We start from the raw sequence: 26,190 nt of genomic DNA, 5'->3' as shown, positions 1-26,190 counted from the left end.
GGCCGCCCTGAGGGGCGGCGGTGGGAGCGCGCACCTAGGATTGGCGCCCGTGGAGCAGAGGAACGCGCGCAGGTTGGGTCGGCAGGTCGGCGTGGTCGGGCTGGGCTGCTGGCAGCTCGGCGCGGACTGGGGTCAGGTCGAGGAGTCCGACGCGCTGGCGGTGCTGCACGCCGCCGCGGACACCGGCGTGGACTTCTTCGACACCGCCGACGTCTACGGCGACGGCCGCAGCGAGACCCTGGTGGGCAAGTTCCTGCGCGAGCGCGGGGACGCCGGCATCACCGTGGCCACCAAGATGGGCCGCCGGGTCGACCAGGTGCCGGAGAACTACTCCAGGGAGAACTTCCTGGCCTGGAACGACCGGTCGCGCGCCAACCTCGGCGTGGACACCCTGGACCTGGTCCAGCTGCACTGCCCGCCGACGCCGGTGTACTCCACCGACGAGGTGTTCGACGCGCTCGACGAGATGGTCGAGGCCAAGCGGGTCGCCGCCTACGGCGTGAGCGTGGAGACCGCCGAGGAGGCGCTGACCGCGATCGCCCGGCCCAACGTGGCCAGCGTCCAGATCATCCTCAACGCCTTCCGGCTCAAGCCGCTGGAGCGGGTGCTGCCCGCGGCGGCGGAGGCCGGCGTGGCGGTCATCGCCCGCGTGCCGCTGGCCTCGGGCCTGCTGTCGGGCAAGTACACCCGGTCGACCGAGTTCGGCGCGGACGACCACCGCAACTACAACCGCAACGGCGACGCGTTCGACGTCGGCGAGACGTTCTCCGGCGTGCCGTACGAGGTCGGCCTGGAGGCGGTGGAGCGGCTGCGGCCGCTGGTGCCCGCCGGGGCGACCATGGCCCAGTTCGCGCTGCGGTGGATCGTCGACCAGCCCGGCGTCACCGTGGTCATCCCCGGCGCCCGCAACGCCGACCAGGCGCGGGCCAACTCGGCGGCCGCGGACCTCGCCCCGCTGCCCGAGGACGTGCGGAACGAGGTGCGCGCGGTCTACGACGAGCTGGTCCGGCCGCTGGTCCACGACCGCTGGTAGGTCTCGAAGCCGCCGCCCCGGGGGACGTCCCCCGGGGCGGCGGCTTTTTCCGGCGTCACTCGTCCGTGTCGTCCTCGACGTCCAGCTCGCCCAGGATCGCGTAGAGCCTGCGGCGGGCCTCGTCGAGGACCGCGACGGCCCGGGACTTCTGCTCGCGCGTGCCCGCGTAGGCCATTTGCTGCATCGCCGCGCCCAGGTTGCGCGAGGCGGTGAGCAGCTTGAGGACCTCGCCGTCCAGCTCGTCGTTGACCTGCTGCCACGGCGGCGTGCCCTCGTGCTTGGCGGCCTCCGCGCGACCGGTCTCGGTGAGCGTGAACAGCTTCTTGCCGCCCGCCTCCTCGTCGACGGAGACCAGGCCCTCGTCGGCCAGCAGCTGGAGGGTCGGGTAGACCGAGCCGGGGCTGGGCCGCCAGAGGCCGTCGGTGCGGCGGCCGATCTCCTGGATCATCTCGTAGCCGTGCATCGGCCGCTCGACCAGCAGCGTCAGCACCGCCACGCGGACGTTGCCCTTCCGCTGCCTGCCGCGACCGTGGCCGCGGCCGTGCCCCGGGAAGCCCGGTGGCTCGGGCGGGAACGGCGCGTCCGGCGGGAGCGGGAAGCGGCCGCGGAAGCCGCCGCCGAACCGCGGGTCACCGCCGCGCTCGCGGAGGTGGTGCAGGCGGTGCTGGAGGTGTTCGTGGTGGAAACGCATCGTTGACTCCTGTCGTCGATCGGTCTTGACGTATCTACGATATATCGGAACCGATCGCGATGCAACGGTGAAGGACACTCCGCGGGCGTGGGACACTGGAAGTGCCATGACTGCTCTCCCCCTCGTCTTCGACGCGCCCAAGCGCGGCCTGCCGCCGCGCCACCTCGCCGATCTCTCCGCCGACCAGCGCAGGGAGGCGGTGGTGGCGCTCGGCGAGAAGCCGTTCCGCGCCGCGCAGCTGTCGAACCACTACTTCAGCCGGCTCACCGTCGACCCCGACGCGATGACCGACATCCCGGCCGACGCGCGGACCAGGCTCGTCGACGACCTCATGCCGCCGCTGTGGACCGAGCTGCGCAGCGTCGAGGCCGACGGCGGCACCACGCGCAAGACGCTGCTGCGCGCCCACGACGGCACGCTGGTCGAGAGCGTGCTCATGCGCTACCCGGACCGGGCGACGCTGTGCATCTCGTCACAGGCCGGCTGCGGCATGGCGTGCCCGTTCTGCGCCACCGGCCAGGGCGGCCTGACCCGCAACCTGTCCACCGCGGAGATCGTCGACCAGGTGCGCCGCGGCGCGGCGGCCATGCGCGACGGCGAGCTGCCGGGCGGGCCCGGGCGCCTGTCGAACATCGTGTTCATGGGCATGGGCGAGCCGCTGGCCAACTACAAGCGGGTGGTCGAGGCGATCCACCGCATCTGCGACCCGGCGCCCGCGGGGCTGGGGATCTCGCAGCGGTCGGTGACCGTGTCCACGGTCGGGCTGGTGCCCGCGATCCGGAAGCTGACCGAGGAGAACCTCCAGGTCAGGCTGGCCGTCTCGCTGCACACGCCGGACGACGAGCTGCGCGACACGCTGGTGCCGGTCAACACCCGGTGGAAGGTCGCCGAGGTGCTGGAGGCGGCCCGCGGGTACGCGGACAAGACCGGCCGCCGGGTCTCGATCGAGTACGCGCTGATCCGGGACGTCAACGACCAGCCGTGGCGCGCCGACCTGCTGGGGAAGACCCTGCGGAGGCACCTGGGCCAACTGGTGCACGTCAACGTCATCCCGCTGAACCCCACGCCGGGGTCGAAGTGGGACGCCTCGCCCAAGCCGGTGGAGCGCGAGTTCGTCCGCCGGGTCAACGACCAGGGCGTGGCCTGCACCGTGCGCGACACCAGGGGCCAGGAGATCGCCGCGGCCTGCGGCCAGCTCGCCGCCGAGGGCTGAGCCCGGGGAAACCGCTGGTCGACCGATCTGCGGCGCGCCTACCGCGCCCCTGTCGAAAGGGGACGTCCGCAGGTCGGCGCCGGCGCGTGCCCGTCGGCCACGTGCGCTCGGGGCGCGACGAGTGCCGGGTGGTCCGCCCGATCGCGCACGCCCCGCCGCACGAGGGCCACCGCGGCGTGCGGCTCACCGTGGACAACGCCCCGGAGCCGGCGATGGCCCGGGAACCGGCGGCCCGCTCCCCGCGCACCCCGGTCCACCTGCCGCTGCGCCGGCTGGTCGAGGAGTGCCCCGGCACCTGCACGAGGAACCCGGCACGCACTGCTGCGCCGAGATGGCCGGTGGCAGCGGGTGCACGTCGGGTACTGCGACGTGCACCGGGTCGCCGCGCCCCGCTAGTCCTTCACCTCGCGCAGCTTCCCCGTGGCCACGTCGAACACGAAGCCGCGGACCGAGTCCTTCACCGGCACGAACGGGCTGTTGCGGATGCGCGCCACCGACTGCCGCACGTCCTCGTCCACGTCGGTGAACGCCTCCGCCGCCCACGTCGGCTTCACGCCCACCTCGTCCTGGATCGACCGCTTGAACCCGTCGTCGGTGAAGGTGAGCATGCCGCAGTCGGTGTGGTGGATCAGGATCACCTCGCGCGTGCCCAGCAGGCGCTGGCTGATCGCCAGGGACCGGATCTCGTCCTCGGTCACCACGCCGCCCGCGTTGCGGATGACGTGCGCCTCGCCCTCGTTGAGCCCGAGCACCCGGTAGACGTCGATGCGCGCGTCCATGCACGCCACCACGGCGACCCCCTTGGACGGCGGCAGGGGCAGCGGGCCGGAGAACTGCTCGGCGTACGCGGCGTTGTTGGCCAGGAGTTCGTCGGTGACGCTCATGACGCGAGTCCTCTTCTACTATGAGTAGCACCGCGACTGCGGTGGGTGAGGACGAGCCAATCGCCGCATGCGCACGCGGGCAAGCGGTGTTCAGCGGGTGGGACCGAATGGCCGGTTACCACCCAGCCGTTGGTCCACCGACCCGCACGGGTGGGCTCAGCGCCGCCAGGACGTCCGGCTGCGCACCTGGAGCCAGATCAGGCCCAGCGCCATGGCCACGCCCACCGCGATGACCCACACGTTCTCGACCCGGCCCCGGTGGTTGCCGATCAGCAGCGAGAACACCGCGAGGGTGGACAGCCAGCCCGCGATCCTGATGCCCTTGGGGAAGGTGCCGTGCCAGCCCCACTCGGCCGACGGCTCGTCGTGGGGGTCGACCGCCGGACGCCTGTCCAGCTCAGAGGACGAAGACACAGCCGCACGACCTTCCTGCCCGATCACGTTCACGTTCGCCGCCATCGTCGCACACCACCGCTCCGGATGAGACGTGAGGTGCGCGGCACCGCCGCGGCGTCTACCCTCGGCCCTCGCGCCGGTCCGCACCGCACCCAGCCCGTCGAACCACGGCTCGGCGCTGCCCAAAAGGCGCGACGGACCAGGAAAGGCGACCAGGTTGACCGACGAGCCGGTCCACGGCTTCCACCCGGCCGAGGAACGCATGCCCGACACCTTCGCCCCCGTCGAGGTCGGGCTGCACGGCGTCACCAAGCGCTTCGCGGACCAGACGGCCGTGGACGGGATCACGCTGCGGGTGCACGAGGGCGAGTTCTTCTCGGTGCTCGGCCCCTCCGGCTGCGGGAAGACGACGCTGCTGCGCATGATCGCCGGCTTCGAGCACCCGACCGCGGGCAGGATCGAGCTGGACGGCGTGGACATGGTGGGCGTCCCGCCCTACCGGCGGGACGTCAACACCGTCTTCCAGTCCTACGCCCTGTTCCCGCACATGTCGGTGTGGGACAACGTCGCCTACGGGGTGAGGCGCAAGGGCGTGCGCGGCACGGAGCTGAAGAAGGTGGTCGGTGAGCACCTGGAACTGGTTCGACTCCAGCAGTACGCCAAGCGGCGGCCGGCGCAGCTGTCCGGCGGCCAGCAGCAGCGGGTCGCCATCGCCCGCGCCCTCGCCGCGGGACCCCGCCTCCTCCTGCTCGACGAGCCGCTGGGCGCGTTGGACGCGGTGCTGCGCAAGGAGCTCCAGATCGAACTGATGCGCATCCAGCGCGAGGTCGGCACGACGTTCCTGTACGTCACGCACGACCAGGAGGAGGCGCTGGTGCTGTCGCACCGCATCGCGGTGATGAACGCCGGGCGCCTGGAGCAGGTCGGCTACCCGGAGGACGTCTACGAGCGCCCGGCGACCCGGTTCGTGGCCGGGTTCATCGGCACCTCCAACATCCTCGACGCGCGGGTCTCCGGCGTGGACGGCGGCTGGGCGCTGCTCGACGCGCCGGGCGTGACCGGCCTGCGGGCACCGCTGCACCGGCGGGTGGTCCGGCACGGGCAGCGGGTCGCGGCGACCGTGCGCCCGGAGAAGGTGCACCTGCACGACCTGGACGACGACCCGCCGGCCGGCTGGTGCGTGCTCACCGGCACCGTCCGCGACGTCGTCTACACCGGTGTGTCCACGCAGTACGCGGTGGACGTGCCCGGCGGGGCGGGGCTGGTCGCGTTCGCGCAGAACACCCGCCGCGTCGCCGACGCGGGCTCGCCCGGACAACCCGTGCGCATGGCCTGGGACCCCGATTTCACCGTGCTGCTGGAGAGCGCTGATGACTGAGAAGAACCTCCGGATCGCCCGTTTGTGGGACGTCGACACCGCTCGGGTGACGCGCCGGACGATGCTGCGCTCCACCGCGTTCTTCGCGCTGGCCGCCACCGGCGCGTGCGGCGTGGGCAGCGCGCCGAGCGGCCCGAGCACCACCCCCTCCACGAAGGTCAGGGCGACCAACGCGCAGGCCGAGCCGAAGCTGAACTTCTACAACTGGACCGACTACATCGCGCCGGACACCCTGTCGGGCTTCACCGAGGCGTCCGGCGTCGAGGTCACCTACGACAACTTCAGCACCAACGACGAGATGGAGGCCAAGATCGCCTCCGGCGCGGCGGGCTACGACCTCGTGGTGCCCAGCGACAACTTCCTGCGCCGGTTCCTGCGCTCCGGCCTGCTCTCGCCGCTCGACCACGACCTGCTGCCCAACCTGAAGAACCTGGGGAAGCGGTTCACCGAGGCCGACTACGACCCGGGCAACCAGTACTCCGTGCCGTGGGCCTGGGGCACCACGGGCCTGGCCTACTCCACCTCCCAGCTGGGCGAGGTGACCGGGTTCTCCGCCTACGACCTGGCCGCCGCGCGGGGCCGCGCCACGATCCTGGACGAGGCCCGCGACGGCCTGGCCGTGGGGCTGCTGGTGCTCGGGCACGACCCGAACACCTCCGACGAGAAGCAGCTCGCCGAGGCGGTGACCGCGCTGCTGGAGCTGAAGAAGAAGCTCGGCCAGATCACCTCCGACGTGATCGAGCCGCTGACCTCCGGCCAGGTGCCGCTCGCGCAGGCGTACTCCGGCGACGCCTTCCAGGCCCGCGACACCAACCCCGACGTCGCCTACGCCATCCCCGCCGAGGGCGGTCTGTCCTACGTGGACCTGCTGTGCGTGCCCAAGGACGCGCCGCACGCCGAGAACGCGCACAAGTTCATCAACTACGTGCTGGAGCCCGAGGTCGGCGCGGCGCTGGCCAACGCCATCCGCTACGGCAGCCCCAACGAGGCCGCCAAGCCGCTCATCGAGCCGGACCTGCTGAACGACCCGCTGGTCTACCCCTCGGACGAGCAGCTGGCCAAGCTGCCGTTCACCAAGGACCTCGGCCCGGAGGCGGAGGCCCGCTACGCCGACGCCTGGACCAGGGTCAAGACCGGCTGATGGCACGTCCCCGCTGGCTCGTCGCCACCGGTCTGCTCGCGCCGACCGGGCTGTGGCTGGGCCTGTTCCTGATCGCGCCCCTGGCGCTGGTGGTGCAGTTCAGCTTCGCCACCCGCGACACGGGCGTGGCGCGGGCGGTGCTGCCGTGGACCGCGCAGGCGTACGCGACCGCGCTGGACCCGGCGTTCCTGCCGATCTTCGGCCGCACCCTGGCCTACGCGGGCGCCACCACGGTGCTGTGCCTGCTGCTGGGCTTCCCGCTGGCGTGGTTCACCGCCCGGCACGGCGGCCGGTACCGGACCGCGCTGCTGGCGGCCGTGCTGGTGCCGTTCTGGTCCAGCTACCTGGCCCGGATCTACGCGTGGAAGGCGCTGCTGGACGGCGAGGGCCTGGTCAACACCCTGCTCGGCTACGTCGGCCTGGACCGCGAGGGCGGGTTCCTGCTCACCCACGCCGCCGTGGTGCTGGGCCTGACCTACGGGTTCCTGCCCTTCATGGTGCTGCCGCTGTACGTGGCGTGCGAGCGGTTCGACCACCGCCTGGTGGAGGCGTCCCACGACCTCGGGCACGGGCGCGCGTCGACCTTCCTGCGGGTGGTGCTGCCGGGCGTGGCGCCGGGCGTGCTGGCCGGGTCGCTGCTGGTCCTGGTGCCCTCGGCGGGCGACTTCGTGACGCCGCGGCTGCTCGGCGGGGTCGAGCAGTCGACCTTCGGCAGCGTGATCGACGACCAGTTCCGCGGCGGCAACAACTGGCCGCTCGGGTCGGCGATGGCGGTGCTGCTGCTGGTGCTGGTGGTGGTCGTGCTGGTGCTGCGCGGCCGGCGCGGGGAGGACGTGCTGTGACCCGGCGGCCGTGGGTGCTCGGCGGCGTGGCCGGGCTGGTGTTCCTGTTCCTGTACGCGCCGATCGCGTGGCTGGCGCTGGTGTCGTTCAACGACTCCCGGTCGCTGAGCCGGATCACCGGGCTGTCCACGCGCTGGTACGCCCGGCTCTTCGAGGACGACCGGGTGCTCCAGGCGCTGGGCCTGTCCCTGCGCCTGGCGCTGACCAGCGCCCTGGTCTCCACCGCGATCGGCACGCTGGCCGCGTTCGGCCTGCGGCGGGCGTTCCCGGGGCGCGGCCCGTGGACGGTGCTGCTGAGCCTGCCGCTGGTGGTGCCCGAGGTGGTGCTGGGCGTGGCGCTGCTGGGGTTCTGCGTGAAGCTCGCGGGCATCCCGCTGGGCTTCGGCGCGCTGCTGGCCGCGCACGTGGCGTTCTCGCTCAGCTTCGTGGTCGTGGTGGTGCGGTCCCGGGTCGCGGGCATGGACGCGCGGCTGGAGGAGGCCGCCGCGGACCTCGGCGCGAGCCCGCTGGTGGCGTTCCGCACGGTCACCTGGCCGCTGGTGGCACCGGCGGTGGCGGCGGGCGCGGCGTTCGCGTTCCTGCTGTCGTTCGACGACGTGGTGACGTCGAGCTACCTGACCGGCGTCGGCTCCACCACGCTGCCGGTGTTCGTCTACGCGCAGGCGAGCAAGCGGGGCGTGTCGCCGGAGATCGTGGCGCTGTCCACGCTGCTGGTGGCGGTGAGCGCGCTGCTGCTGGTCGCCGGTGTGCTGGCGGCCGCCTGGCGGGCCCGCAGAACCGGCACCGCGTCAACTTTCGTCGAGGCCGGCCGCGACCGATGAACGCAGACGGCACCGCGGTGCTTGGCTACCGTGGGCGCCCGTGACCTCTGTCGTGCAGCGGTTCCGGCTCGACCTGCCGGACCTCCGGGACGCGCCCGCGGCGTTCCTGCGGGACCACGCCGAGCGCCTGGGCGGGATCACCCGGTGGCGCGCGGGCCGCGAGGTGGTCGCGGTGCTGGTGCTGCTCGTGCTGGACGTGTTCCCCGGCCTGATCGGCGGCTACACCGAGCTGCCGGCGTGGGCGGTGGCGGTCATGGCCGTGGGCTACACGGCGCTGTACCTGCTGCGGCTGCTGTTCCCGGCGGTGGCCCTGCTGGCCGCCACGTGGGTGGTGTTCAGCGCCGAGCACGGCGGCATCGCGCTGGTCATCATGCTGGCCTACGCGGCGGGCTACCGGGTGGTGCCGTGGCAGCGGGCGCTGCTCACCGCGGTGCTCGCGCTGGCGCTGCACATCCTGGCCTGGGACGTGTCCACCCCGGGCCTGTCCGGGCCGTTCGGGTCGTGGGTGATGCTGACCGTGTACGGCATGGTCGTCGCGCTGCCGTTCCTGGTCGGCCGGTACGCCGCGCAGCGCCACGCGCTGGTGGCGGCGTTGCAGGAGCGCGAGGAGCGCGAGGTGCGCGAGCGGCGGATGGTCTCGCGCCAGGTGCGGCTGCGCGAGCGCAACCGGATCGCGCAGGACATGCACGACAGCCTCGGCCACCGGCTCAGCCTGATCTCCGTGCACGCGGGCGCGCTGGCGCTGGACACCGGGCTCGGCGAGCGCCAGCGCGAGGCGGTCCAGGTGCTGCGCAGCGCGGCGCTGACCGCCATGGAGGAGCTGCGCGGCGTCATCGGCGTGCTGCGGCGCACCGAGGAGCCCGAGGAGGACCACGTCCGGGGCACCGTGGACGCGATCGACGAGCTGGTCGAGGGCGCGCGGCGGGCCGGGGTGCGGGCGGGGCTGGTGCGCGGCGGGCAGCCGGTGCCGCTGCCCGCGAAGGTCAGCCACGCCGCGTACCGCATCGCCCAGGAGGGCCTGACCAACGCCAGCAAGCACGCGCCGGGCGCGGGCGTGCGGGTGACCGTGAAGTACGAGCCGGACGCGCTGGTGGTGGAGGTCCGCAACGACCCGCCGCCGGTCCGGCGGCCCAAGGGCGCCGGGTTCGGCCTGGTCGGCCTGGGCGAGCGGGTGCGGTTGGCGGGCGGGATGCTGCACGTCGGCGAGCTGCCGGCCGGCGGGTTCCGGATCGCGGCCGTGCTGCCCTACGAGGACACCGCCGCGGCGGGCGACGAACCCGCCGACGAGCCCGCCGAGGACCTGGTCGAGCCCGCCCGCCCGGCCGGCATCCGCAAGTGGGCGGGCGTCGGCTCGATCCTGCTGGCCGGGGTCGTGGTGGTCGTGGTGGTCGGCGGCTACACCTGGATCGGCAGCCAGCCCGTGACCAAGGTCGTCGACCGGGAGCTGTTCGACTCCATCGAGGTGGGCCAGTCGCAGGCCGAGGTGGTCGCGCGGCTGCCCGGCGGCGCCGAACCGCCCCTGGGCGACGTCCGGTCGGACGCGGCGCCCGAGCCCGCCGGCGCGGAGTGCCGCTACCTGGTGGCCGACGAGCAGAGCTACAGCTCGCAGGCCACCAGGATCGTGCGGTTCTGCTTCGCCGGCGGGAAGCTGGTCGAGAAGAACACCCACCTGCAGGGGATGTGAGCGTTGATCCGGGTCCTCATCGCCGACGACGAACCGCTGATGCGCGCGGGCATCAAGGCCATCCTCGGCACCGCCGACGACATCGAGCTGGTCGCCGAGGTGGGTGACGGGCGGGAGGCCGTGCGGGTGGCGCAGGAGCGGCGGGTGGACGTCGCCGTGCTCGACATCCGCATGCCGCGGCTGGACGGGCTGGCCGCGGCGCGCGAGCTGCGGTCGGTGGCGCCCTCGGTGCGGGTCGTGGTGCTGACCACGTTCGGCGAGGACGACAACATCGTCCGGGCGCTGTCGGACGGCGCGGCCGGGTTCCTGCTCAAGGACTCGGCGCCGGAGGAGCTGCTGCGGGCGGTGCGCGCGGTGCACGCGGGCGAGGCGTACCTGTCGCCCATGGTGACCAGCCGGGTGGTCGGGATGGTCGCCCAGGTGGGCCAGCCGCGCCGGCAGGAGGCGGTGCGCCAGGTGGCGGGGCTGACCGAGCGCGAGGTCGAGGTGCTGGCCCTGCTGGGGCTGGGCATGTCGAACGCGGACGTGGGGCAGCGGCTGCACATGAGCGAGGCGACCGTGAAGACCTACGTGAGCAGGCTGCTGGCGAAGCTGGGGCTGACCAACCGGGTGCAGGCGGCGCTGCTGGCCCGGGACGCCGGGTTGGCGGGGTGACGCAAGCGTTTGCGGACCGGGTGGCGAGGGCGTTGACCAGGCCGGTTCGGCCGTGAACGCGGCGCGACCCCCGTCGACGAGGGGGTCGACGGGGGTCGCGCTTCAGGGTTCAAGCCCGCCCGGGTGGGCGGTCAAGCGTCAAGCCCTGGCACGGTTGCCGGTCACCAGCCGGTAGACGCCGAGCACGATCAGCGAGCCGAGGATGGCCAGCAGCCACGTGCTCAGGTCGAAGAACGAGTTGATGTCGGACCCGAAGATCGCGCGGCCGACGAAGCCGCCGATGATGGCGCCGACGATGCCGAGCAGCATCGTGATGATGATGCCACCGGGGTCCCGACCAGGCATGATGGCCTTGGCGATGGCACCCGCGATCAGGCCGAGAATGATCCAACCCAAGATGCCCACGGGGGCTCTCCTTCCTGAAGGCCGCGGCGGGCGGATCCGTCGCGGCGCTTGATCGGGGAGTGCCCACGTTCGAGTGAGAAAACGCGCTAGTTATCGTTCTGTTATCAAACCACCGCCGTGACCGAGTCCGGGGCGCCCCGGACGGCTTGGGGGCGTCCGGGACAATGGCGCGTGATGAGCACACCACGCACCGTCCTGGTCCTCGGGTCCACCGGCTCGATCGGCACCCAGGCCCTCGACGTCATCGCCGCCAACCGGGACCGCTTCGCCGTCGCCGGGCTGGCCGCCGGGGGCGCGGACCCGGCCACCCTGGCCGCGCAGGCCGTCGAGCACGGGGTCGAGGCCGTCGCGGTCGCGCGGGCCACCGCGGTCGAGGACGTCACCCTCGCCCTCTACGCCGAGGCGCAGAAGCGCGGCTACTCGCGCGGGCGGTTCAAGCTGCCGCGCGTGCTGGCGGGTCCCACCGCGATGACCGACCTGGTCGACTCCACCCCGGCGGACGTGGTGCTCAACGGCATCACCGGCTCCATCGGGCTGGAGCCGACGCTGCACGCGCTGGCCACCGGCGCGACCCTGGCCCTGGCCAACAAGGAGTCGCTGATCGCGGGCGGCCCGCTGGTGCTCAGGGCCGCGAAGCCGGGGCAGCTCGTGCCGGTCGACTCCGAGCACTCCGCGCTGGCCCAGTGCCTGCGCGGCGGCCGGTCCGACGAGGTCGCCCGGCTGGTGCTCACCGCCTCCGGCGGCCCGTTCCGCGGCCGCACCCGCGACGGGCTGGCCGGCGTGACCGCGGGCGAGGCCCTGGCCCACCCCACGTGGTCGATGGGCCCGGTCATCACGGTCAACTCGGCCACCCTGGTCAACAAGGGCCTGGAGCTGATCGAGGCGCACCTGCTCTTCGGGGTGCCGTACGACCGCGTCGACGTGGTCGTGCACCCGCAGTCGGTGATCCACTCGATGGTGACCTTCACCGACGGCTCCACGCTGGCCCAGGCCAGCCCGCCCGACATGCGCCTGCCGATCGCGCTGGCCCTGGGCTGGCCCGACCGCGTCCCGGGCGCCGCGTCCGCGTGTACCTTCGACGTGGCAACCGCCTGGACGTTCGAGCCGCTGGACGACGAGACCTTCCCGGCGGTGCGGCTGGCCAGGCAGGCGGGCTCCGGCGGGGGTTGCCTGCCGGCCGTCTACAACGCCGCCAACGAGGAGGCCGTAGCGGTCTTCCTCGCCGGTGGCACGCCGTTCACCTCCATCGTGGACACTGTCGAGCGGGTGCTGGCGGAGGCGGGCGGCTGGGCGCGGGAACCGGCGGACGTCGCCGAGGTGCTCGCGGCGGAGCAGTGGGCCCGGGTACGGGCACGGGAACTCGTGGCCACCTCGGTGGGCTCGCGGGAAGGACTGGGCTGACAGTGGTCTACTTTTTCGGCATCCTGCTGTTCGCGCTGCTCATCGGCATCTCCATCGCGCTGCACGAGCTGGGCCACCTGGGCACCGCGAAGATGTTCGGGATGAAGGTCACCCGCTACTTCATCGGGTTCGGCCCCAAGATCTTCTCGTTCCGCCGCGGCGAGACCGAGTACGGCCTCAAGGCCATCCCGGCCGGCGGGTTCTGCGAGATCACCGGCATGACCGCGCTGGAGGAGGTCCGCCCCGAGGACGAGCGGCGCGCCTTCTACCGGCAGAAGACCTGGAAGCGCGTGATCGTGCTCTCCGCGGGCTCCATCACGCACTTCATCCTCGGCTTCGTCATCCTGTACGTGATGGCCTTCACCATGGGCCTGCCGAACCTGCGCGACACCCCGCTGGTCGCCGAGGTCAGCCAGTGCGTGCAGAGCGGCACCTCGGCCGACTGCGCCCCCGGCGCGCCCGCACCGGCCCGGGACGCGGGCTTCCGGGCGGGCGACGAGGTCCTGGCCGTGGCCGGGACCGCCACGCCGACCTGGTCGGACGTGCTGCGGGTGACCCGCGACCGGGTCGGCGCGACCGAGTTCAGGGTCCGGCGCGACGGGCAGGAGCTGACCCTCAACGTCGACGTGGCGCGGGTCGAGCGGGAGCTGCAGCGCAAGGACGGCTCGACCTACAAGCGCGAGGTCGGCGCGATCGGGATCATCCACCAGCGCGAGTTCGACTACAACGCGCTGACCGCGCTGGGCGGGGCCACCGAGTACACCGGCGACATGTTCGCCAACACCTGGCAGGGCCTGCTGCGGTTCCCCGAGAAGATCCCCGCGGTCATCGAGGCCATCGGCGGCGCCGAGCGCGACGTGGACAGCCCGGTCAGCGTGGTCGGCGCGAGCCGGCTCGGCGGCGAGGCGGTGGAGCAGGGCCTGTGGCAGTTCTTCTGGCTCATGCTCGCCGGCCTGAACTTCTTCGTCGGTGTGTTCAACCTCCTGCCCCTGCTGCCGCTTGACGGTGGTCACATCGCGGTCAACCTCTACGAACGGGTGCGAAACTGGGTGCGGGGCCTGCGGGGCCTGCCCGTCGGTGCGCCGGTGAACTACCTGCGGCTGCTGCCGCTGACCTACTTCGTGATCTTCGTCGGTGGCGCCGTCACGCTGCTGACGGTCACCGCGGACATCGTCAACCCCATCCGACTCGGCCAGTGAGAGGTATTTCAGCGCGATGAGCGACGGCGTCATGCTCGGCATCCCGGCGATGCCGCCCCCCGTGTTGTCGGAGCGGCGGCGCACCCGTCAGCTGATGGTGGGGTCGGTGGGGGTCGGGTCGGAGTTCCCGGTGTCGGTGCAGTCGATGACCACGACGGTCACGGCGGACGTGAACGCGACGTTGCAGCAGATCGCGGAGTTGACCGCGGCGGGCTGCGACATCGTGCGGGTGGCGTGCCCGTCGCAGGACGACGCGGACGCCCTGTCGGCGATCGCGCGCAAGTCGCAGATCCCGGTGATCGCGGACATCCACTTCCAGCCCAAGTACGTCTTCGCCGCGATCGAGGCCGGCTGCGCGGCGGTGCGGGTCAACCCGGGCAACATCAAGCGCTTCGACGACAAGGTCCGCGAGATCGCGCGGGCGGCGCGGGACCACGGCACGCCGATCCGGATCGGGGTCAACGCCGGGTCGCTGGACCCGCGGTTGCTGGCCAAGTACGGCAAGGCCACGCCGGAGGCGTTGGCGGAGTCGGCGTTGTGGGAGGCGTCGCTGTTCGCCGAGCACGACTTCCACGACCTGAAGATCAGCGTGAAGCACAACGACCCGGTGGTGATGATCCGGGCCTACGAGCTGCTGGCCGAGCAGTGCGACTACCCGCTGCACCTGGGCGTGACCGAGGCGGGTCCGGCGTTCCAGGGCACGATCAAGTCGGCGGTGGCGTTCGGCGCGCTGCTGCGGCAGGGCATCGGCGACACGATCCGGGTCTCGCTGTCCGCGCCGCCCGTCGAAGAGGTCAAGGTCGGGCACCAGATCCTGCAGTCGCTCAACCTGCGCCCGCGCAAGTTGGAGATCGTCTCCTGCCCGTCGTGCGGACGCGCCCAGGTGGACGTCTACACGCTGGCCGAGCAGGTCACCGCGGGCCTGGAGGGCCTGGAGGTGCCGCTGCGGGTGGCGGTGATGGGCTGCGTGGTCAACGGGCCGGGCGAGGCGCGGGAGGCCGACCTCGGGGTGGCGTCGGGCAACGGCAAGGGCCAGATCTTCGTCAAGGGCCAGGTCGTCAAGACCGTGCCGGAGCACCAGATCGTGGAGACCCTGATCGAGGAGGCCATGCGCATCGCCGAGGAGATGGGCGAGCCCGTCGAGGGTGCCCAGCCGGTGGTGACGGTCGGCTGAGCGGGTGTCCGACGCGCGCGACCACCGGTCCATCTGGCACGCTTGAGCCGTGTTGAGGCTCGCTGGCGCGCGTTTGCTCGACGAGCGGGACCTGCCCGAGGTCCTCGCGGTGCTCGCCGCCGACCCGGTGGCGTCCTGCATGGTCGCGGCCAGGGTCGAGGTCGCCGGCCTCGACCCGTGGCGGCTCGGTGGTGAGGTCTGGGCGTACGACCAGCGGTCGCTGCGCGGCGGCCGGGTCGACGCCCTGTGCTTCGCCGGTCCGAACCTGATCCCGCTGTGCGGCGACGCCGCGGCGCTGCGCAGCTTCGCCGACCGGGCGCGTCGCCGGGGCCGGATGTGCTCGTCCCTGGTCGGGCCCGCCGAGCAGGTGCTCGGCCTGTGGGAGGAGCTGGCCCCCGACTGGGGCCCGGCCCGCGAGGTGCGCGCCGACCAGCCGCTGATGGCGCTGGACGGCAGCCCGTCGATCCCGCTCGACCCGCTGGTGCGCCCGGTGCGGCCCGACGAGCTGGACCGGTACCTGCCCGCGGCCATCGCCATGTTCATCGAGGAGGTCGGCGTCGACCCGTGCGCCGAGGACGGCGGCGCGTCCTACCGGGCGCGGGTGGCCGAGCTGATCGCGGGTGGGCGGGCGTTCGCCCGGTTCGAGGGCGGCGACGTGGTGTTCAAGGCCGAGATCGGCGCCATGTCGGGCAAGGTCGGCCAGATCCAGGGCGTGTGGGTGCGGCCGGACCGGCGCGGGTGCGGCATCGGCGCGGCGGGCACCGCGGCGGTGGCGGAACGCCTGGTCAGGGGCATGGGCCGGACCGCGTCGCTGTACGTCAACTCCTACAACGACGTCGCCAGGGCCGCCTACCGCAAGATCGGCTTCACCCAGGTCGGCCGGTACGCCACCGTGCTGTTCTGAACCTGCGCGAGCCCCGGCCCGGCGTGCGGGCATACTCGGCGCCGTGATCGCGCGCACGCTGGCCCTGTCCGGGGCCGTGCTGCTGCTCGTCAGCGGCTGCGGCCTGTTCTCCTCCCGCCCCGGCCCGGACGAGGTGACCAACGACTTCCTGACCAGGGTGGCGGCCGGCGACCTCGACGGCGCCGCGGCGGTCACCGACGACCCGGGCGGGGCCCGGGAGCTGCTGGGCCAGGTGCGCGAGGCGCTGAAACCCGCGGGCCTGCGCACGACCGTGGAGCAGGTGCGCGAGGCCGACGGCGCGGGCACGGCCGAGGCTTCGGTGGGCTACGACTGGGACCTCGGGCACGGGCACGCGTGGGGCTACCAGGCGAAGCTGGAGCTGCGCCGCGAGGAGGACGACTGGAAGGTGCACTGGGTGCCGTCCGCGGTCCACCCGAAGCTCGGCGCGCAGCAGGCGCTGGGCCTGGCCGAGGTGAAGCCGGAACCGGCGCCGGTGCTCGACCGCGACGGCGTGCCGCTGCTCTCGCCGGAGGTCGTCGTGTCGGTCCTGCTCGACCCCGCGCAGGCGGGCGACCGCGACGCGGTGGTCGGTGCGCTGGCGGCGGCGCTGAACCCGATCGACCCCACGATCACGCCGCAGTCGATCACCGAGGGCGCGGCGAAGGTGCCGTCCGGGCAGGTCTACCAGGTGGCGGCGCTGCGCGACGCGGACTACCAGACCGTCAAGCCCGCCATCTACGACCTGCCGGGCGTGCGGTTCACCTCGCAGAAGAGCCTGCTCGCGCCGTCGCGCACGTTCGGGTCGCAGGTGCTGCCCGCGGTGCGGAAGTTCGTGGAGGAGGACATCTCCGGGCGGGCCGGGCTGCGCGTGTTCACCGTCAACGCGGCCGGCGAGGAGGTGGAGGTGCTGCACGAGCAGGCGCCCGAGCCCGCCGAGGCCGTCGGGACCAAGCTCAGCCGCGCGGTGATGACCGCGGCCGAGGACGCGCTGGAGCCGGTGCCGCAGGCGGCGATGCTGGTCGCGCTGTCCGCCACCACCGGCGACGTGCTGGCCGTGGCGCAGAACGCCCCGGCCGACCAGGAGGGCGCGGTGGCCCTGACCGGCCAGTACCCGCCGGGCTCGACGTTCAAGGTGGTGTCCGCCGCGGCGGCCCTCGCGTCGGGGGCGGTCGCCGCCGACACCCCCGTGCCGTGCCCGGGGAGGACGACGGTCGACGGTCGGCGGATCGTGCCCAACGACCGCGAGTTCGACAAGGGCACCGTGCCGCTGACCACGGCGTTCGCGGTGTCGTGCAACACCACGTTCGCGCAGCTCGCGGCCGCGATGACGCCGGACGCCCTGACCGCGGCCGCCGACTCGTTCGGCCTGGGCGTCGACTTCGAGATCCCGGCCGTCACCACGATCACCGGCTCGGTGCCGCCCGCGACGGACGTGGTGGAGCGGGCCGAGGACGGCTTCGGCCAGGGGAAGGTGCTGGCCAGCCCGTTCGGCATGGCGCTGGTGGCGGCGACGGCGGCGTCCGGGAAGGTGCCCGTCCCGTCGCTGCTGACCGGTCGGGAGACCAAGGCGGACCACACCCCGACCCCGCCCGCCCCGGCGGTCCTGGAGCCGCTGCGGGCGATGATGCGCGAGGTGGTCGTGGCGGGGTCCGCGACGCAGCTCCAGCCGTACGGGGACGTGCGCGGCAAGACCGGCACGGCGCAGTTCGGGGACGGCACCAACTCCCACGGCTGGTTCATCGGCTACCGGGGGGACGTCGCCTTCGCCACGCTGCTGCTGGGCACGAACTCGTCGGCGCCGGCGGTGGAGGCGTCGGGGCGGTTCCTGGCGGCGTTGGGGTGAACGGGGCGGCCGGGCACGGCCGAGGCGCCCGCGTAGTGGGCACGCGGCGCACCACCCGACCCGGCGCGCCGTAACCTGGGGGCATGTCCGTGCGTGCCGTCCTCCAGCCAGGTGTGCAGTCCCCCCGCCGTCCGGTGCCGCCCGAGATCGAGCGGCCCGAGTACGTCGACCGGCCCGAACCCCAGCGCAACACCGACCCCTGGGTGCAGCCGCCCGACGTGGTCGAGGCGATGCGCGTGGCCGGGCGGCTCGCGGCGCAGGCGTTGCAGGAGGCGGGCAAGGTCGTCGTGCCCGGGGTGACCACCGACGAGATCGACGCGGTCGTCCACGAGTTCCTCTGCGACAACGGCGCGTACCCGTCCACCCTGGGTTACCGCGGGTTCCCGAAGTCCTGCTGCACCTCGCTCAACGAGGTCATCTGCCACGGCATCCCCGACTCGACCGTGGTCGAGGACGGCGACATCGTCAACGTCGACGTCACCGCCTTCATCGGCGGCGTGCACGGCGACACCAACGCCACCTTCCTCGCCGGCGACGTGAGCGACGAGGTGCGCCTGCTCGTCGAGCGCACCCACGAGGCCACCATGCGCGCGATCAAGGCGGTCAAGCCGGGCCGGCAGCTCAACGTCGTGGGCCGCGTCATCGAGTCCTACGCCAACCGCTTCGGCTACGGCGTGGTGCGCGACTTCACCGGCCACGGCATCGGCCGCACCTTCCACAGCGGCCTCGTGGTGCTGCACTACGACGCGCCGCACGTGCCCACGGTGATCGAGCCGGGCATGACGTTCACCATCGAGCCGATGATCACCCTCGGCGGCATCGAGCACGACATCTGGGACGACGGCTGGACGGTCACCACCCGCGACAAGAGCTGGACCGCCCAGTTCGAGCACACGGTCCTGGTGACCGACGACGGCGTGGAGATCCTCACCCTCTGCTGACGCCGAGCAGCGGCACCAGCGCCGCCGCCACGTCCCCTGGCGCGGTGGCGGCGGCCAGGTGGTGGGCGTCGAGCCGGACCACGGGCCAGCCCAGCGCGCCCGCCCGCGCCGCCGCGTCGTCGCAGGCCGGGCCGAGCCTCAGGTAGGAGCACGGCCCGGTCCACGGCACGGTGGGCCGGGGCTCCTTGAGCAACGCCAGCGGCACCTCGGGCGCCTCGCCGACGATCTCCTCCAGCAGCCGCACGTCGGGCACCATCGCCGACAGCGCCTCGGGCGCGAACCAGAGGTCCCAGCGCGGCATCAGGCCGTCGCGGGAGATGGACTTCAGGTGCGCCATGCGCTCGGGCGGCGCGTCGTCGCGCCAGCTCCGGCCGGGCGTGGGCAGCTCGGCGTCGAGGAACACCAGCCCGCGCACGGGCGTCTCCAGGGCGTCGGCGAACGCGGGCAGCAGCGGACCGGCGGCGCCGTGCCCGACCAGCACCAGGTCGCCCTCGACCCCGGAGTCCTCGACCGCGTCGGCGAACACGCCGATCAGGCGCTGGTGCACGGGCGCGGCGTTGACCGTGACGCGCACGTCCAGCAGCAGGACCGGGTGGCCCAGCGCGGCCAGCGCGCCGGCGAGCGGCCGGAGGCTGGCGGGTCCGAGGTAGGGGCTGTGCACCAGGACTGCGGTGGCGGGCACGTCGACCATGATGTGGATGATGTCAGCCGGGACCGACGGGTAGGGGTGTTCGTGCGCGGTGGGTTGCTGGTGGCGGGGACGACCTCGGACGCCGGGAAGAGCGTGCTGGCCGCCGGCCTGTGCCGCTGGCTGACCCGGCAGGGGGTGCGGACGGCGCCGTTCAAGGCGCAGAACATGTCCAACAACTCGGTGGTCACGGGCGACGGCGGCGAGATCGGCCGGGCCCAGGCGGTGCAGGCGGCCGCGTGCGGGCTGGAGCCGAGCGTGCGGTTCAACCCGGTGCTGCTCAAGCCGGGCGGTGACCGCAGCTCGCAGGTGGTGGTGCTGGGCCGCGCGGTCGGCGAGGTGTCGGCGCTGTCCTACCGGGCGCGCAAGGCCGAGCTGTTCACCACCGTGCTGGAGACGCTGGAAGGGCTGCGCGCCGACTACGACGTGGTGATCTGCGAGGGCGCCGGCTCGCCCGCCGAGATCAACCTGAGGGCCGACGACATCGCGAACATGGGCCTGGCGCGGGCCGCGGACCTGCCGGTGCTGGTCGTCGGCGACATCGACCGCGGCGGCGTGTTCGCGCACCTGTTCGGCACCCTGGCCCTGCTCGACCCCGCCGACCAGGCGTTGATCGGCGGGTTCGTGGTGAACAAGTTCCGCGGCGACCCCGCGCTGCTCGCGCCGGGCCTGGACCAGTTGCGCGCGCTCACCGGGCGCCCCGTGCACGGCGTGCTGCCGTGGCGCGAGGAGCTGTGGCTCGACGCCGAGGACTCGCTGTCCTACACCGCGGACGGCGTCATCGGCCGCCCCGAGCCGCCGCGCGGCGACCAGTGGCTGCGGGTGGCCGTGGTCCGGCTGCCGCGGATCTCCAACGCCACCGACGTCGAGGCGCTGGCCTGCGAGCCGGGCGTGTCGGTGCGGTTCGTCACCGAGCCGTCCCGGCTGGCCGACGCGGACCTGGTGGTGCTGCCCGGGTCCAAGGCGACCGTGGCCGACCTGCGCTGGCTGCGCGCCACCGGCCTGGCCGACGCGGTCGCCGCGCACCCCGGCCCGGTGCTCGGCGTCTGCGGCGGCTTCCAGATGCTCGGCAGGCACGTCCAGGACGCGGTCGAGTCGGGCGCGGGCGACGTGCCCGGCCTGGGCATGCTCGACGTGGATGTGCGGTTCGAGGTCGACAAGACCCTCGACCGGCCGCGCGGCACGGCGTTCGGCGAACCCGTGACGGGGTACGAGATCCACCACGGGCGGGTGGTGCGCAACGCCGAGCAAGGACTGGTGGTGCTCTCCGACGGCACGCCCGAGGGCGCGCTGCGCGGTCGGGTGGCGGGCACCCACTGGCACGGGCTGCTGGAGAACGACGCGTTCCGCCGCGAGTTCCTGCGCTGGGCCGCGGGCCACGCGGGCCGCACGGGCTTCGTGCCCGCGCCGGACACCGACTTCGCCGGGCGCCGGGCGGCGCAGCTCGACCTGCTGGGCGACCTCGTCGCGGACCACCTGGACACCGACGCGGTGCTGGCCCTGCTGGAGCACGGCGCCCCGGGTGGGCTCCCGGTGGTCCCGCCCGCCGGCGTGCCGCCTGTCGCCTGAGGTACCGGTGCGGCGCGCGACCGCCAAGCCGCGGGCCGTCGAGCACCGGTGCCGTGCCGGCGACCGGTCCGCGCGGGGTTGGGTGCCCGACCACCAAGCCGGGCGAACCGCCGCGCCTGGACCGTGCGGTCACGGTCGAGAGGGGAACGGGACGTCGGAAGTCCGCAAGGGACGTCAGAGGTCCGCGAAGGACGTTCAGGCGTTCGGGGACTCGCACATCCCGGTGAGGGACGTGTGAATCACGTATGCGGTCGACACGTCACACCTCCAACCGGGGCTTGGCCTCATACCCAGAAAGTACCGTGGGGGCACCGGGGGATACGTCGCCCGTTCGGGCTACACGTGATTACGGATCGCGCACGAGCACGGCCCAGTCCGGGCCGTCGGGCCGCTCGGTCCACCCGTCGGGCCACTTGTGCCGCACGCCGCGCACGCGGGTGCGGGCACCGGTGAGCACGGCCGTGGTGTGCACGCCGAAGTCGGTCTCGCCCTCGAACACCGCGCCGCGGAAGGACGCCTCGCCGAACCCGACCCGCCGGAAGTCGGCCAGGCCGCGGAAGCGGGTGTCGCGGAAGTCGGCGGTGCCGGTGACCACCGTGCCCCGCAGCGTCGCCGGGCCCACGAACGTGGTGCCCGCGAACGACGCCGAGGCGACCTCGGCGTGGGTCAGCGCGAGCTTGACCAGGGTCGCGTTGGACAGGTCGAGCGAGATGCCCGACCAGAACGCCTCGGGCCGGTCCGGCCGCAGGTGCGCGACCAGCAGCCCGGTGGCGGTCTGCCGGACCTCCAGCTCCTGGAACCGCTGCGCGTCGCGGGGGAGCAGGCGCACCCGGGCGGCGACCTCGGGCGGCGGCGTGAACGGCATCCGCAGGTAGGCGCAGACCAGGTTGACGATGGTCTGCCGGTGCGCCGGGTTGTCCTGGGCCAGCCGCTCCAGCGCGTACAGCCCGGCCAGCCGCACCGGCGCCTTGTCGTTGCCGAGCTGGTCGGCGGCCTTGCCGTACAGCTCGGTGACGCGCCGCTCGGTCGCGTCGTGGTCCTTCTGCCGCAGGTCCAGCTCGGTGGACCGCTGGCGGCGGGCGGTGAGCAGCAGCGCCGCCGCGCCGCCGGTGCCGAGCACGATGCCGGAGGCCGTGCGGATCGCGTCCAGCCGCATCAGGTCGCGCGGGTCGCCGGAGCCGAGGGTCACCAGCAGCAGGGTCGTGGAGCACGCGGCGACCACCGCCAGCCCGATCGCCCAGAGCACGATCGTCCTCGCCGACAGCACCCGGTGCTCCACACCCCCCAGCTCACCGAACGGTCACGGGGGCGTCAAGCTCCGACACGGCCGGTGACCCCTTCCGGCCGGGGCGCAGCCGCCGCACCGTGGTGGCGGCCATGCCCACGACCACCAGCGCCGCGCCGCCCAGGCGCGCCGCGGTGGTGGTCTCGTCGAGCAGCAGCCACCCGGACAGCATCCCGGCCACCGGCACCAGCAGCGCGAACGGCACCACCGCGCTCGCCTCGTAGCGGCTCAGCAGCAGGTTCCACAGGCCGAAGCCGAGCAGCGTGGAGACCCAGGCGATGAACAGGACGGCGGCCACCCCGGTCCAGTCCAGCGCCCGCAGCGCGGCCAGGTCCGCGGCGGCGCCCTCGAAGACCAGCGACAGGCCGAGCAGCGGCGGCACGGCGAGCGCGCTGGTCCACACGATGAAGTTCAGCGCGTTCGGCGGCTGGGCGCGGCGGGTGGCCACGTTCGCCAGGCCCCACGCCACCGCGCCCAGCACCACCAGCAGGAACGCCGAGAGCGGGCGGTCCACGCCGTAGTCCAGGGCGATCAGCACGATGCCCAGCGCCGCCACGCCCATCCCGGCCAGCTGCGTCGGCCGCGGCCGTTCGCGCAGCAGCACCGCGGCGAACAGCACGGTGAAGAACACCTGGCTCTGCAGCACCAGCGACGAGAGCCCGGCGGGCATCCCGGCGGCCATGCCGAGGAACACCAGCCCGAACTTGGCCACGCCCAGGCACAGGGCGACCGCCACGACCCACCGCCACGCCACCCTGGGCCTGCCCACGAACAGCAGCGCGGGCACCGCGGCCGCCAGGAAGCGCAGCGCGGAGAACAGCAGCGGCGGGAAGTCGCGCAGGCCCACCTTGATCACGACGAAGTTGACGCCCCAGATGGTGGCGACGAGGACCGCGAGGGCGACGTGGCGTGGTTTCACGCGACCCACTCTTCAGCGACCAACCGTTTAGCACTAGCAATTACTTCTGAAGTCTTTCGTTTAGCATCGCTGCATGTTGGATCTCGGACGGCTGCGCGCCCTGCACGCGGTGGCCACCCACGGTTCGGTCGGCGCGGCGGCCGCGGCGCTCAACTGCACGCCCTCGGCGGTGTCCCAGCAGATCGCCAAGCTGGAGCGGGAGACCGGCGCCGCGCTGCTGGAGCGGCGGGGCCGGGGCGTCGCGCTCACCGACGCGGCCCACCTGCTGTCGACCACCGCCCGGCAGGTGCTGGCGCTGGTCGAGCGGGCCGAGGTGGCGCTGGAGGAGCAGCGCGGCGAGGCGGTCGGCAGGCTGCACGTCGGCGCGTTCGCCACGGCCGCGCGCGGCCTGCTGCCCGCCGCGCTGGCGCGGCTGGCCGCCGACCACCCGCGGCTGGACGTGCGCGTGGTGGAGCTGGACCCGCCGGACGGGCTGGGCGCGGTGGCCCGCGGCGAGCTGGACCTGGCCGTCACCCACGACTGGGTCAACGCGCCGCTGCCCGTGCCCGAGCCGGTGTCGCGGGCGCGCCTGGGCGAGGACGTCGCGGACGTGCTGGTGCCGGTCGGGCACCCGCTGGCCGACCGGGCGTCGGTGGCGCCCGAGGACCTGGCCGGCGAGCGGTGGATCTGCCAGCCGGAGGGCACGATCTGCCACGACTGGCTGGTCAACACCTTCCGGGGCGCGGGCATGGAGCCCGACCTGGCCCACCGCGTGGCCGAGTACGAGACGCAGCTGGCCCTGCTGTCCCGGGGCATCGGTGTCGCGCTGCTGCCCCGGCTCGGCCGGGGCGTGCTGCCGGACGGGGTGCGCGCGGTGCCGTTCGTGCCCACGCCGACCCGCCGCGTGTTCGCCGTCTGGCGCACCCAGGCCGGTCGGCGCCCCGCCGTCACGGCCGCGCTCGCGGCGTTGCGGACCTGCTGGGAGCAGCGCGACACCGCGTGAGGCTCAGCCCTGGTGGCGCTCCAGCAGGTCCTCCAGGAACCCGCCCGCCTCGGCCGCGGCCCGGGCCGGGTCGCGGTCGCGCACCGCGTCGAGCAGGCCGGTGTGCGAGACGTGCTCGTCGTCGTGGTCGGTCTCCACGGTGGCCGTGATGCTGGCCCGCACGGCCTCGGTCAGCCCCTGGTACAGCTCGGCGAGCAGGGTGTTGTGCGAGCACTGGACCAGCAGCACGTGGAACGCGGTGTCGCGCTCGACCAGGCGCACCCAGTCCTTGGCGACCAGCGCCTCGTCGCGCTCGGCCAGCAGCTGCTCCAGCCGCCGCAGCTCCTCCTCGGTGCGCTGGGACGCGGCCAGCCGAGCCCCCTCGACCTCCAGCGTCCGGCGCACCTGGAGCACGTCGCGCAGCTCGCTGCCGCACATCCGGCGGACCGCGCCGGACAGCTCGCTGGTGGCGCGGACGAACGTGCCGTCGCCCTGGCGGACCTCCAGCAGGCCGGCGTGGGACAGCGCGCGCACCGCCTCCCGCACGGTGTTGCGACCCACCCCCAGCGCGTTGACCAGCTCGGGTTCGGGCGGGATGCGGCGGCCGACCGGCCATTCACCGGCGGCGATCGCTCCCCTCATCTGGTCGATCACCTGGTCGACGAGCCCGGCCCGCCGAGTAGTGGCCAATGGCACAACGCCATCCTTTCATCCGAACATCCCATGTCTGTAATAGTAGGCGCGTGACGATCCAGCACGCCCAGCCAGACCGGTCACCGTCGATGGTCCACACTGCCACCGATCCCGGTGCCAATGCGACGATCGCGGCCCATCCTGCTGGTAGTGCTGCCGGTCCAGGAGGCCGGAGCAGGCAGGTTGCCCTGGTCGGCAGCACGCTGTTGGCGATCGGCGTAGCCCTGGCCGCGGCGAACCTCCGGCCCGCCGTCACCGGCCTGGCCTCGATCCTCGGCGACGTGCGCGCCTCCCTCGGCGTGTCCACGACCTGGACCAGCGCCCTGACCGCCGTGCCCACGCTGTGCTTCGGCTTCGCCGCGTTCCTCGCGCCGTGGCTGGGCCGCCGGCTGGGCATGGCCCGCGCGGTCGGCGGGTCGCTGGCCGTGCTGACCCTCGGCCTGGTGCTGCGCGTGGTGGACGGCCCGGCGGTGGTGCTCGGCGGCACGTTCGTCGCGTGCGCCGGCATCGCGGTCTGCAACGTGCTGATCCCGGTGGTGGTCAAGGAGTCCTTCCCCGACCGGGTGGGCCTGGTGACCGGCGTCTACACCGCGGCCCTCGCCGCGGGCGCCGCGGTCGGCGCCGCCCTCACCCCGGTCCTGGAGTCCGTGCTCGGCTCGTGGCGGCTCGCCGTGGGCGCCTGGGCGTGCCTGTCGCTGGCGGCCCTGCTGGTCTGGCTGGCCGGCGCCCGGCACGGCGCGGAGGTCCGCGCCACCGCCCGCCGCGCGCCCGCGGGCCGGTCCCTGCTGCGCAGCCCGCTGGCGTGGGTGATCACGGTCTTCTTCGGCCTGCAGTCCCTGCTGGCCTACACGGTGATGGGTTGGTTGCCGCAGATCCTGGTCGACGCCGGGGTGGACCGGACCACGGCCGGGCTGCTGCTGGCCGTCACCATGGTGCTCGGCGTGCCGGTGAGCCTGGTCGTGCCGCCGCTGGCCGCCCGGCGGTCGAGCCAGTCGGGGCTGGTGGTGCTGCTCGGCGCGCTGTCCGTGCTCGGCGTGCTCGGCCTGGCCCTGGCGCCCGCCGCCGCGCCCGGCGCGTGGGCCGTGCTGATCGGCGTCGGCATGGGCATGTTCCCGCTCGCGCTGGTGCTGATCTCCCTGCGGACCTCGTCCGGCGCGGACACCGCGCGCCTGTCGGCGATGGCGCAGAGCATCGGCTACCTGATCTCCGCGGCGGGCCCCTTCGCGTTCGGCGTGCTGCGCGGCGCGACCGGCGGCTGGGCGGTGTCGATGCTGGTGCTGGTGGGCCTGCTGGTCCTGCTCACCGCGCTGGGCTGGGTGGCGGGCCGCCCCCGCACCGTGTGAGCCGGCGACCCGGCACCGTGAGCCGGCGACCCCCGCACCGCGTGAAGTGATAACACCTCACGTCGCCCGCGCGATGTGTCGGTGACGGAAGTAAGCGCCGGGCCCGGCCGTTCGAGGGGTCCGGCCGG

General features: G+C 73.5%; 25 protein-coding genes. 17 read left to right on the top strand and 8 right to left on the bottom strand.

Annotated elements, in window-relative coordinates:
- Positions 1 to 49 precede the first annotated feature (49 nt).
- The gene (locus tag EKG83_RS39690) at positions 50 to 1,033 is read left to right on the top strand and encodes an aldo/keto reductase (RefSeq protein WP_033431435.1); all 984 of its coding nucleotides are present in this window, start codon (positions 50 to 52) and stop codon (positions 1,031 to 1,033) included.
- 55 nt (positions 1,034 to 1,088) lie between these two features.
- Here the strand turns inward: EKG83_RS39690 and EKG83_RS39685 are convergent, their stop codons facing one another.
- Positions 1,089 to 1,724, bottom strand: a complete 636-nt coding sequence (locus EKG83_RS39685; protein WP_033431434.1) for a PadR family transcriptional regulator — start codon at positions 1,722 to 1,724, stop codon at positions 1,089 to 1,091.
- A gap of 106 nt (positions 1,725 to 1,830) precedes the next feature.
- Here EKG83_RS39685 and rlmN point away from each other — a divergent pair, with 106 nt between their 5' ends.
- Positions 1,831 to 2,937 (top strand): 23S rRNA (adenine(2503)-C(2))-methyltransferase RlmN, encoded by a 1,107-nt coding sequence (rlmN, locus tag EKG83_RS39680; protein ID WP_033431433.1) that lies wholly within the window; start codon positions 1,831 to 1,833, stop codon positions 2,935 to 2,937.
- A gap of 392 nt (positions 2,938 to 3,329) precedes the next feature.
- Here rlmN and EKG83_RS39675 read toward each other — a convergent pair whose 3' ends face one another.
- Positions 3,330 to 3,821 carry a beta-class carbonic anhydrase gene (locus tag EKG83_RS39675; RefSeq protein WP_033431432.1) on the bottom strand — a complete coding sequence of 164 codons (492 nt, stop codon included), beginning with the start codon at positions 3,819 to 3,821 and terminating at the stop codon, positions 3,330 to 3,332.
- 156 nt (positions 3,822 to 3,977) lie between these two features.
- A complete protein-coding gene (locus tag EKG83_RS39670; protein WP_033431431.1) occupies positions 3,978 to 4,235 on the bottom strand; it encodes a DUF2631 domain-containing protein in 258 nt (85 codons plus the stop codon).
- A 199-nt stretch (positions 4,236 to 4,434) separates the two neighbouring features.
- On the opposite strand from EKG83_RS39670, the gene EKG83_RS39665 reads away from it, so the two are divergent.
- The 6 genes from EKG83_RS39665 to EKG83_RS39640 are packed head-to-tail and all read left to right on the top strand — an operon-like array spanning position 4,435 to position 10,737.
- Positions 4,435 to 5,595 carry an ABC transporter ATP-binding protein gene (locus EKG83_RS39665; protein ID WP_228122386.1) on the top strand — a complete coding sequence of 387 codons (1,161 nt, stop codon included), beginning with the start codon at positions 4,435 to 4,437 and terminating at the stop codon, positions 5,593 to 5,595.
- Positions 5,588 to 6,736 carry a polyamine ABC transporter substrate-binding protein gene (locus tag EKG83_RS39660; protein WP_033431430.1) on the top strand — a complete coding sequence of 383 codons (1,149 nt, stop codon included), beginning with the start codon at positions 5,588 to 5,590 and terminating at the stop codon, positions 6,734 to 6,736. Before EKG83_RS39665 ends, EKG83_RS39660 begins: the two co-directional genes overlap by 8 nt.
- Positions 6,736 to 7,578 (top strand): ABC transporter permease, encoded by an 843-nt coding sequence (locus tag EKG83_RS39655; RefSeq protein WP_033431429.1) that lies wholly within the window; start codon positions 6,736 to 6,738, stop codon positions 7,576 to 7,578. Before EKG83_RS39660 ends, EKG83_RS39655 begins: the two co-directional genes overlap by 1 nt.
- A complete protein-coding gene (locus EKG83_RS39650; RefSeq protein WP_033431428.1) occupies positions 7,575 to 8,399 on the top strand; it encodes an ABC transporter permease in 825 nt (274 codons plus the stop codon). Before EKG83_RS39655 ends, EKG83_RS39650 begins: the two co-directional genes overlap by 4 nt.
- 40 nt (positions 8,400 to 8,439) lie before the next feature.
- Complete coding sequence (locus EKG83_RS39645; RefSeq protein ID WP_033431427.1) at positions 8,440 to 10,083, top strand: sensor histidine kinase; 1,644 nt, start codon at positions 8,440 to 8,442, stop codon at positions 10,081 to 10,083.
- Positions 10,084 to 10,086: 3 nt separating this feature from the next.
- A complete protein-coding gene (locus EKG83_RS39640) occupies positions 10,087 to 10,737 on the top strand; it encodes a response regulator (protein ID WP_033431426.1) in 651 nt (216 codons plus the stop codon).
- 138 nt (positions 10,738 to 10,875) lie between these two features.
- Here the strand turns inward: EKG83_RS39640 and EKG83_RS39635 are convergent, their stop codons facing one another.
- Complete coding sequence (locus tag EKG83_RS39635) at positions 10,876 to 11,142, bottom strand: GlsB/YeaQ/YmgE family stress response membrane protein (RefSeq protein ID WP_033431425.1); 267 nt, start codon at positions 11,140 to 11,142, stop codon at positions 10,876 to 10,878.
- Between the two features lie 174 nt (positions 11,143 to 11,316).
- Between EKG83_RS39635 and dxr the strand changes: the two genes are divergently transcribed.
- The 6 genes from dxr to map all read left to right on the top strand — a co-directional run bounded on the left by dxr (position 11,317) and on the right by map (position 18,604).
- Positions 11,317 to 12,543 (top strand): 1-deoxy-D-xylulose-5-phosphate reductoisomerase, encoded by a 1,227-nt coding sequence (dxr, locus tag EKG83_RS39630; RefSeq protein ID WP_153278724.1) that lies wholly within the window; start codon positions 11,317 to 11,319, stop codon positions 12,541 to 12,543.
- 2 nt (positions 12,544 to 12,545) lie between these two features.
- Entirely contained in the window at positions 12,546 to 13,742 is a 1,197-nt protein-coding gene (locus EKG83_RS39625) for a M50 family metallopeptidase (protein ID WP_033436069.1), read from the top strand.
- A gap of 16 nt (positions 13,743 to 13,758) precedes the next feature.
- Positions 13,759 to 14,916: a flavodoxin-dependent (E)-4-hydroxy-3-methylbut-2-enyl-diphosphate synthase gene (gene ispG / locus EKG83_RS39620; RefSeq protein WP_153278723.1), complete on the top strand. Its 1,158-nt coding sequence runs from the start codon at positions 13,759 to 13,761 to the stop codon at positions 14,914 to 14,916.
- 49 nt (positions 14,917 to 14,965) lie between these two features.
- On the top strand, positions 14,966 to 15,820 hold the full coding sequence (locus EKG83_RS39615) for a GNAT family N-acetyltransferase (protein ID WP_033435929.1): 855 nt from the start codon (positions 14,966 to 14,968) through the stop codon (positions 15,818 to 15,820).
- Positions 15,821 to 15,863: 43 nt separating this feature from the next.
- Entirely contained in the window at positions 15,864 to 17,663 is a 1,800-nt protein-coding gene (locus EKG83_RS39610; RefSeq protein ID WP_084717214.1) for a penicillin-binding transpeptidase domain-containing protein, read from the top strand.
- Between the two features lie 83 nt (positions 17,664 to 17,746).
- Positions 17,747 to 18,604 carry a type I methionyl aminopeptidase gene (map, locus tag EKG83_RS39605; protein ID WP_033435928.1) on the top strand — a complete coding sequence of 286 codons (858 nt, stop codon included), beginning with the start codon at positions 17,747 to 17,749 and terminating at the stop codon, positions 18,602 to 18,604.
- On the opposite strand, the gene EKG83_RS39600 is transcribed toward map, so the two are convergent.
- On the bottom strand, positions 18,591 to 19,295 hold the full coding sequence (locus EKG83_RS39600) for an alpha/beta hydrolase family protein (protein ID WP_033435927.1): 705 nt from the start codon (positions 19,293 to 19,295) through the stop codon (positions 18,591 to 18,593). The genes map and EKG83_RS39600 overlap by 14 nt on opposite strands.
- A gap of 42 nt (positions 19,296 to 19,337) precedes the next feature.
- Between EKG83_RS39600 and EKG83_RS39595 the strand changes: the two genes are divergently transcribed.
- Complete coding sequence (locus tag EKG83_RS39595) at positions 19,338 to 20,861, top strand: cobyric acid synthase (RefSeq protein WP_033435933.1); 1,524 nt, start codon at positions 19,338 to 19,340, stop codon at positions 20,859 to 20,861.
- A gap of 346 nt (positions 20,862 to 21,207) precedes the next feature.
- Here EKG83_RS39595 and EKG83_RS39590 read toward each other — a convergent pair whose 3' ends face one another.
- Together EKG83_RS39590 and EKG83_RS39585 are read right to left on the bottom strand one after the other, a co-directional pair.
- Complete coding sequence (locus EKG83_RS39590) at positions 21,208 to 22,128, bottom strand: pentapeptide repeat-containing protein (RefSeq protein ID WP_033435932.1); 921 nt, start codon at positions 22,126 to 22,128, stop codon at positions 21,208 to 21,210.
- A 22-nt stretch (positions 22,129 to 22,150) separates the two neighbouring features.
- A complete protein-coding gene (locus EKG83_RS39585) occupies positions 22,151 to 23,065 on the bottom strand; it encodes an EamA family transporter (protein ID WP_033435926.1) in 915 nt (304 codons plus the stop codon).
- 73 nt (positions 23,066 to 23,138) lie between these two features.
- Between EKG83_RS39585 and EKG83_RS39580 the strand changes: the two genes are divergently transcribed.
- Complete coding sequence (locus EKG83_RS39580) at positions 23,139 to 24,047, top strand: LysR family transcriptional regulator (RefSeq protein ID WP_033435925.1); 909 nt, start codon at positions 23,139 to 23,141, stop codon at positions 24,045 to 24,047.
- Positions 24,048 to 24,050: 3 nt separating this feature from the next.
- On the opposite strand, the gene EKG83_RS39575 is transcribed toward EKG83_RS39580, so the two are convergent.
- The gene (locus EKG83_RS39575; RefSeq protein ID WP_033435924.1) at positions 24,051 to 24,722 is read right to left on the bottom strand and encodes a FadR/GntR family transcriptional regulator; all 672 of its coding nucleotides are present in this window, start codon (positions 24,720 to 24,722) and stop codon (positions 24,051 to 24,053) included.
- A gap of 86 nt (positions 24,723 to 24,808) precedes the next feature.
- Between EKG83_RS39575 and EKG83_RS39570 the strand changes: the two genes are divergently transcribed.
- Positions 24,809 to 26,062: a CynX/NimT family MFS transporter gene (locus EKG83_RS39570; protein ID WP_033435923.1), complete on the top strand. Its 1,254-nt coding sequence runs from the start codon at positions 24,809 to 24,811 to the stop codon at positions 26,060 to 26,062.
- Positions 26,063 to 26,190 lie beyond the last annotated feature (128 nt).

It is taken from the genome of Saccharothrix syringae (assembly GCF_009498035.1).
GTDB classification, from domain to species: Bacteria; Actinomycetota; Actinomycetes; order Mycobacteriales; family Pseudonocardiaceae; genus Actinosynnema; species Actinosynnema syringae.
Note: the sequence above shows the minus strand (reverse complement) of the source record. Positions and strands in the feature narration are given on the sequence as shown.

Excerpts from the sequence above, each read along its gene's own strand:
- EKG83_RS39685 (WP_033431434.1), bottom strand. The coding sequence starts at position 1,724 with ATGCGTTTCCACCACGAACACCTCCAGCACCGCCTGCACCACCTCCGC.
- rlmN (WP_033431433.1), top strand. The coding sequence starts at position 1,831 with ATGACTGCTCTCCCCCTCGTCTTCGACGCGCCCAAGCGCGGCCTGCCG.
- EKG83_RS39675 (WP_033431432.1), bottom strand. The coding sequence starts at position 3,821 with ATGAGCGTCACCGACGAACTCCTGGCCAACAACGCCGCGTACGCCGAG.
- EKG83_RS39660 (WP_033431430.1), top strand. The coding sequence starts at position 5,588 with ATGACTGAGAAGAACCTCCGGATCGCCCGTTTGTGGGACGTCGACACC.
- EKG83_RS39655 (WP_033431429.1), top strand. The coding sequence starts at position 6,736 with ATGGCACGTCCCCGCTGGCTCGTCGCCACCGGTCTGCTCGCGCCGACC.
- dxr (WP_153278724.1), top strand. The coding sequence starts at position 11,317 with ATGAGCACACCACGCACCGTCCTGGTCCTCGGGTCCACCGGCTCGATC.
- ispG (WP_153278723.1), top strand. The coding sequence starts at position 13,759 with ATGAGCGACGGCGTCATGCTCGGCATCCCGGCGATGCCGCCCCCCGTG.
- map (WP_033435928.1), top strand. The coding sequence starts at position 17,747 with ATGTCCGTGCGTGCCGTCCTCCAGCCAGGTGTGCAGTCCCCCCGCCGT.
- EKG83_RS39600 (WP_033435927.1), bottom strand. The coding sequence starts at position 19,295 with ATGGTCGACGTGCCCGCCACCGCAGTCCTGGTGCACAGCCCCTACCTC.
- EKG83_RS39580 (WP_033435925.1), top strand. The coding sequence starts at position 23,139 with ATGTTGGATCTCGGACGGCTGCGCGCCCTGCACGCGGTGGCCACCCAC.
- EKG83_RS39570 (WP_033435923.1), top strand. The coding sequence starts at position 24,809 with ATGGTCCACACTGCCACCGATCCCGGTGCCAATGCGACGATCGCGGCC.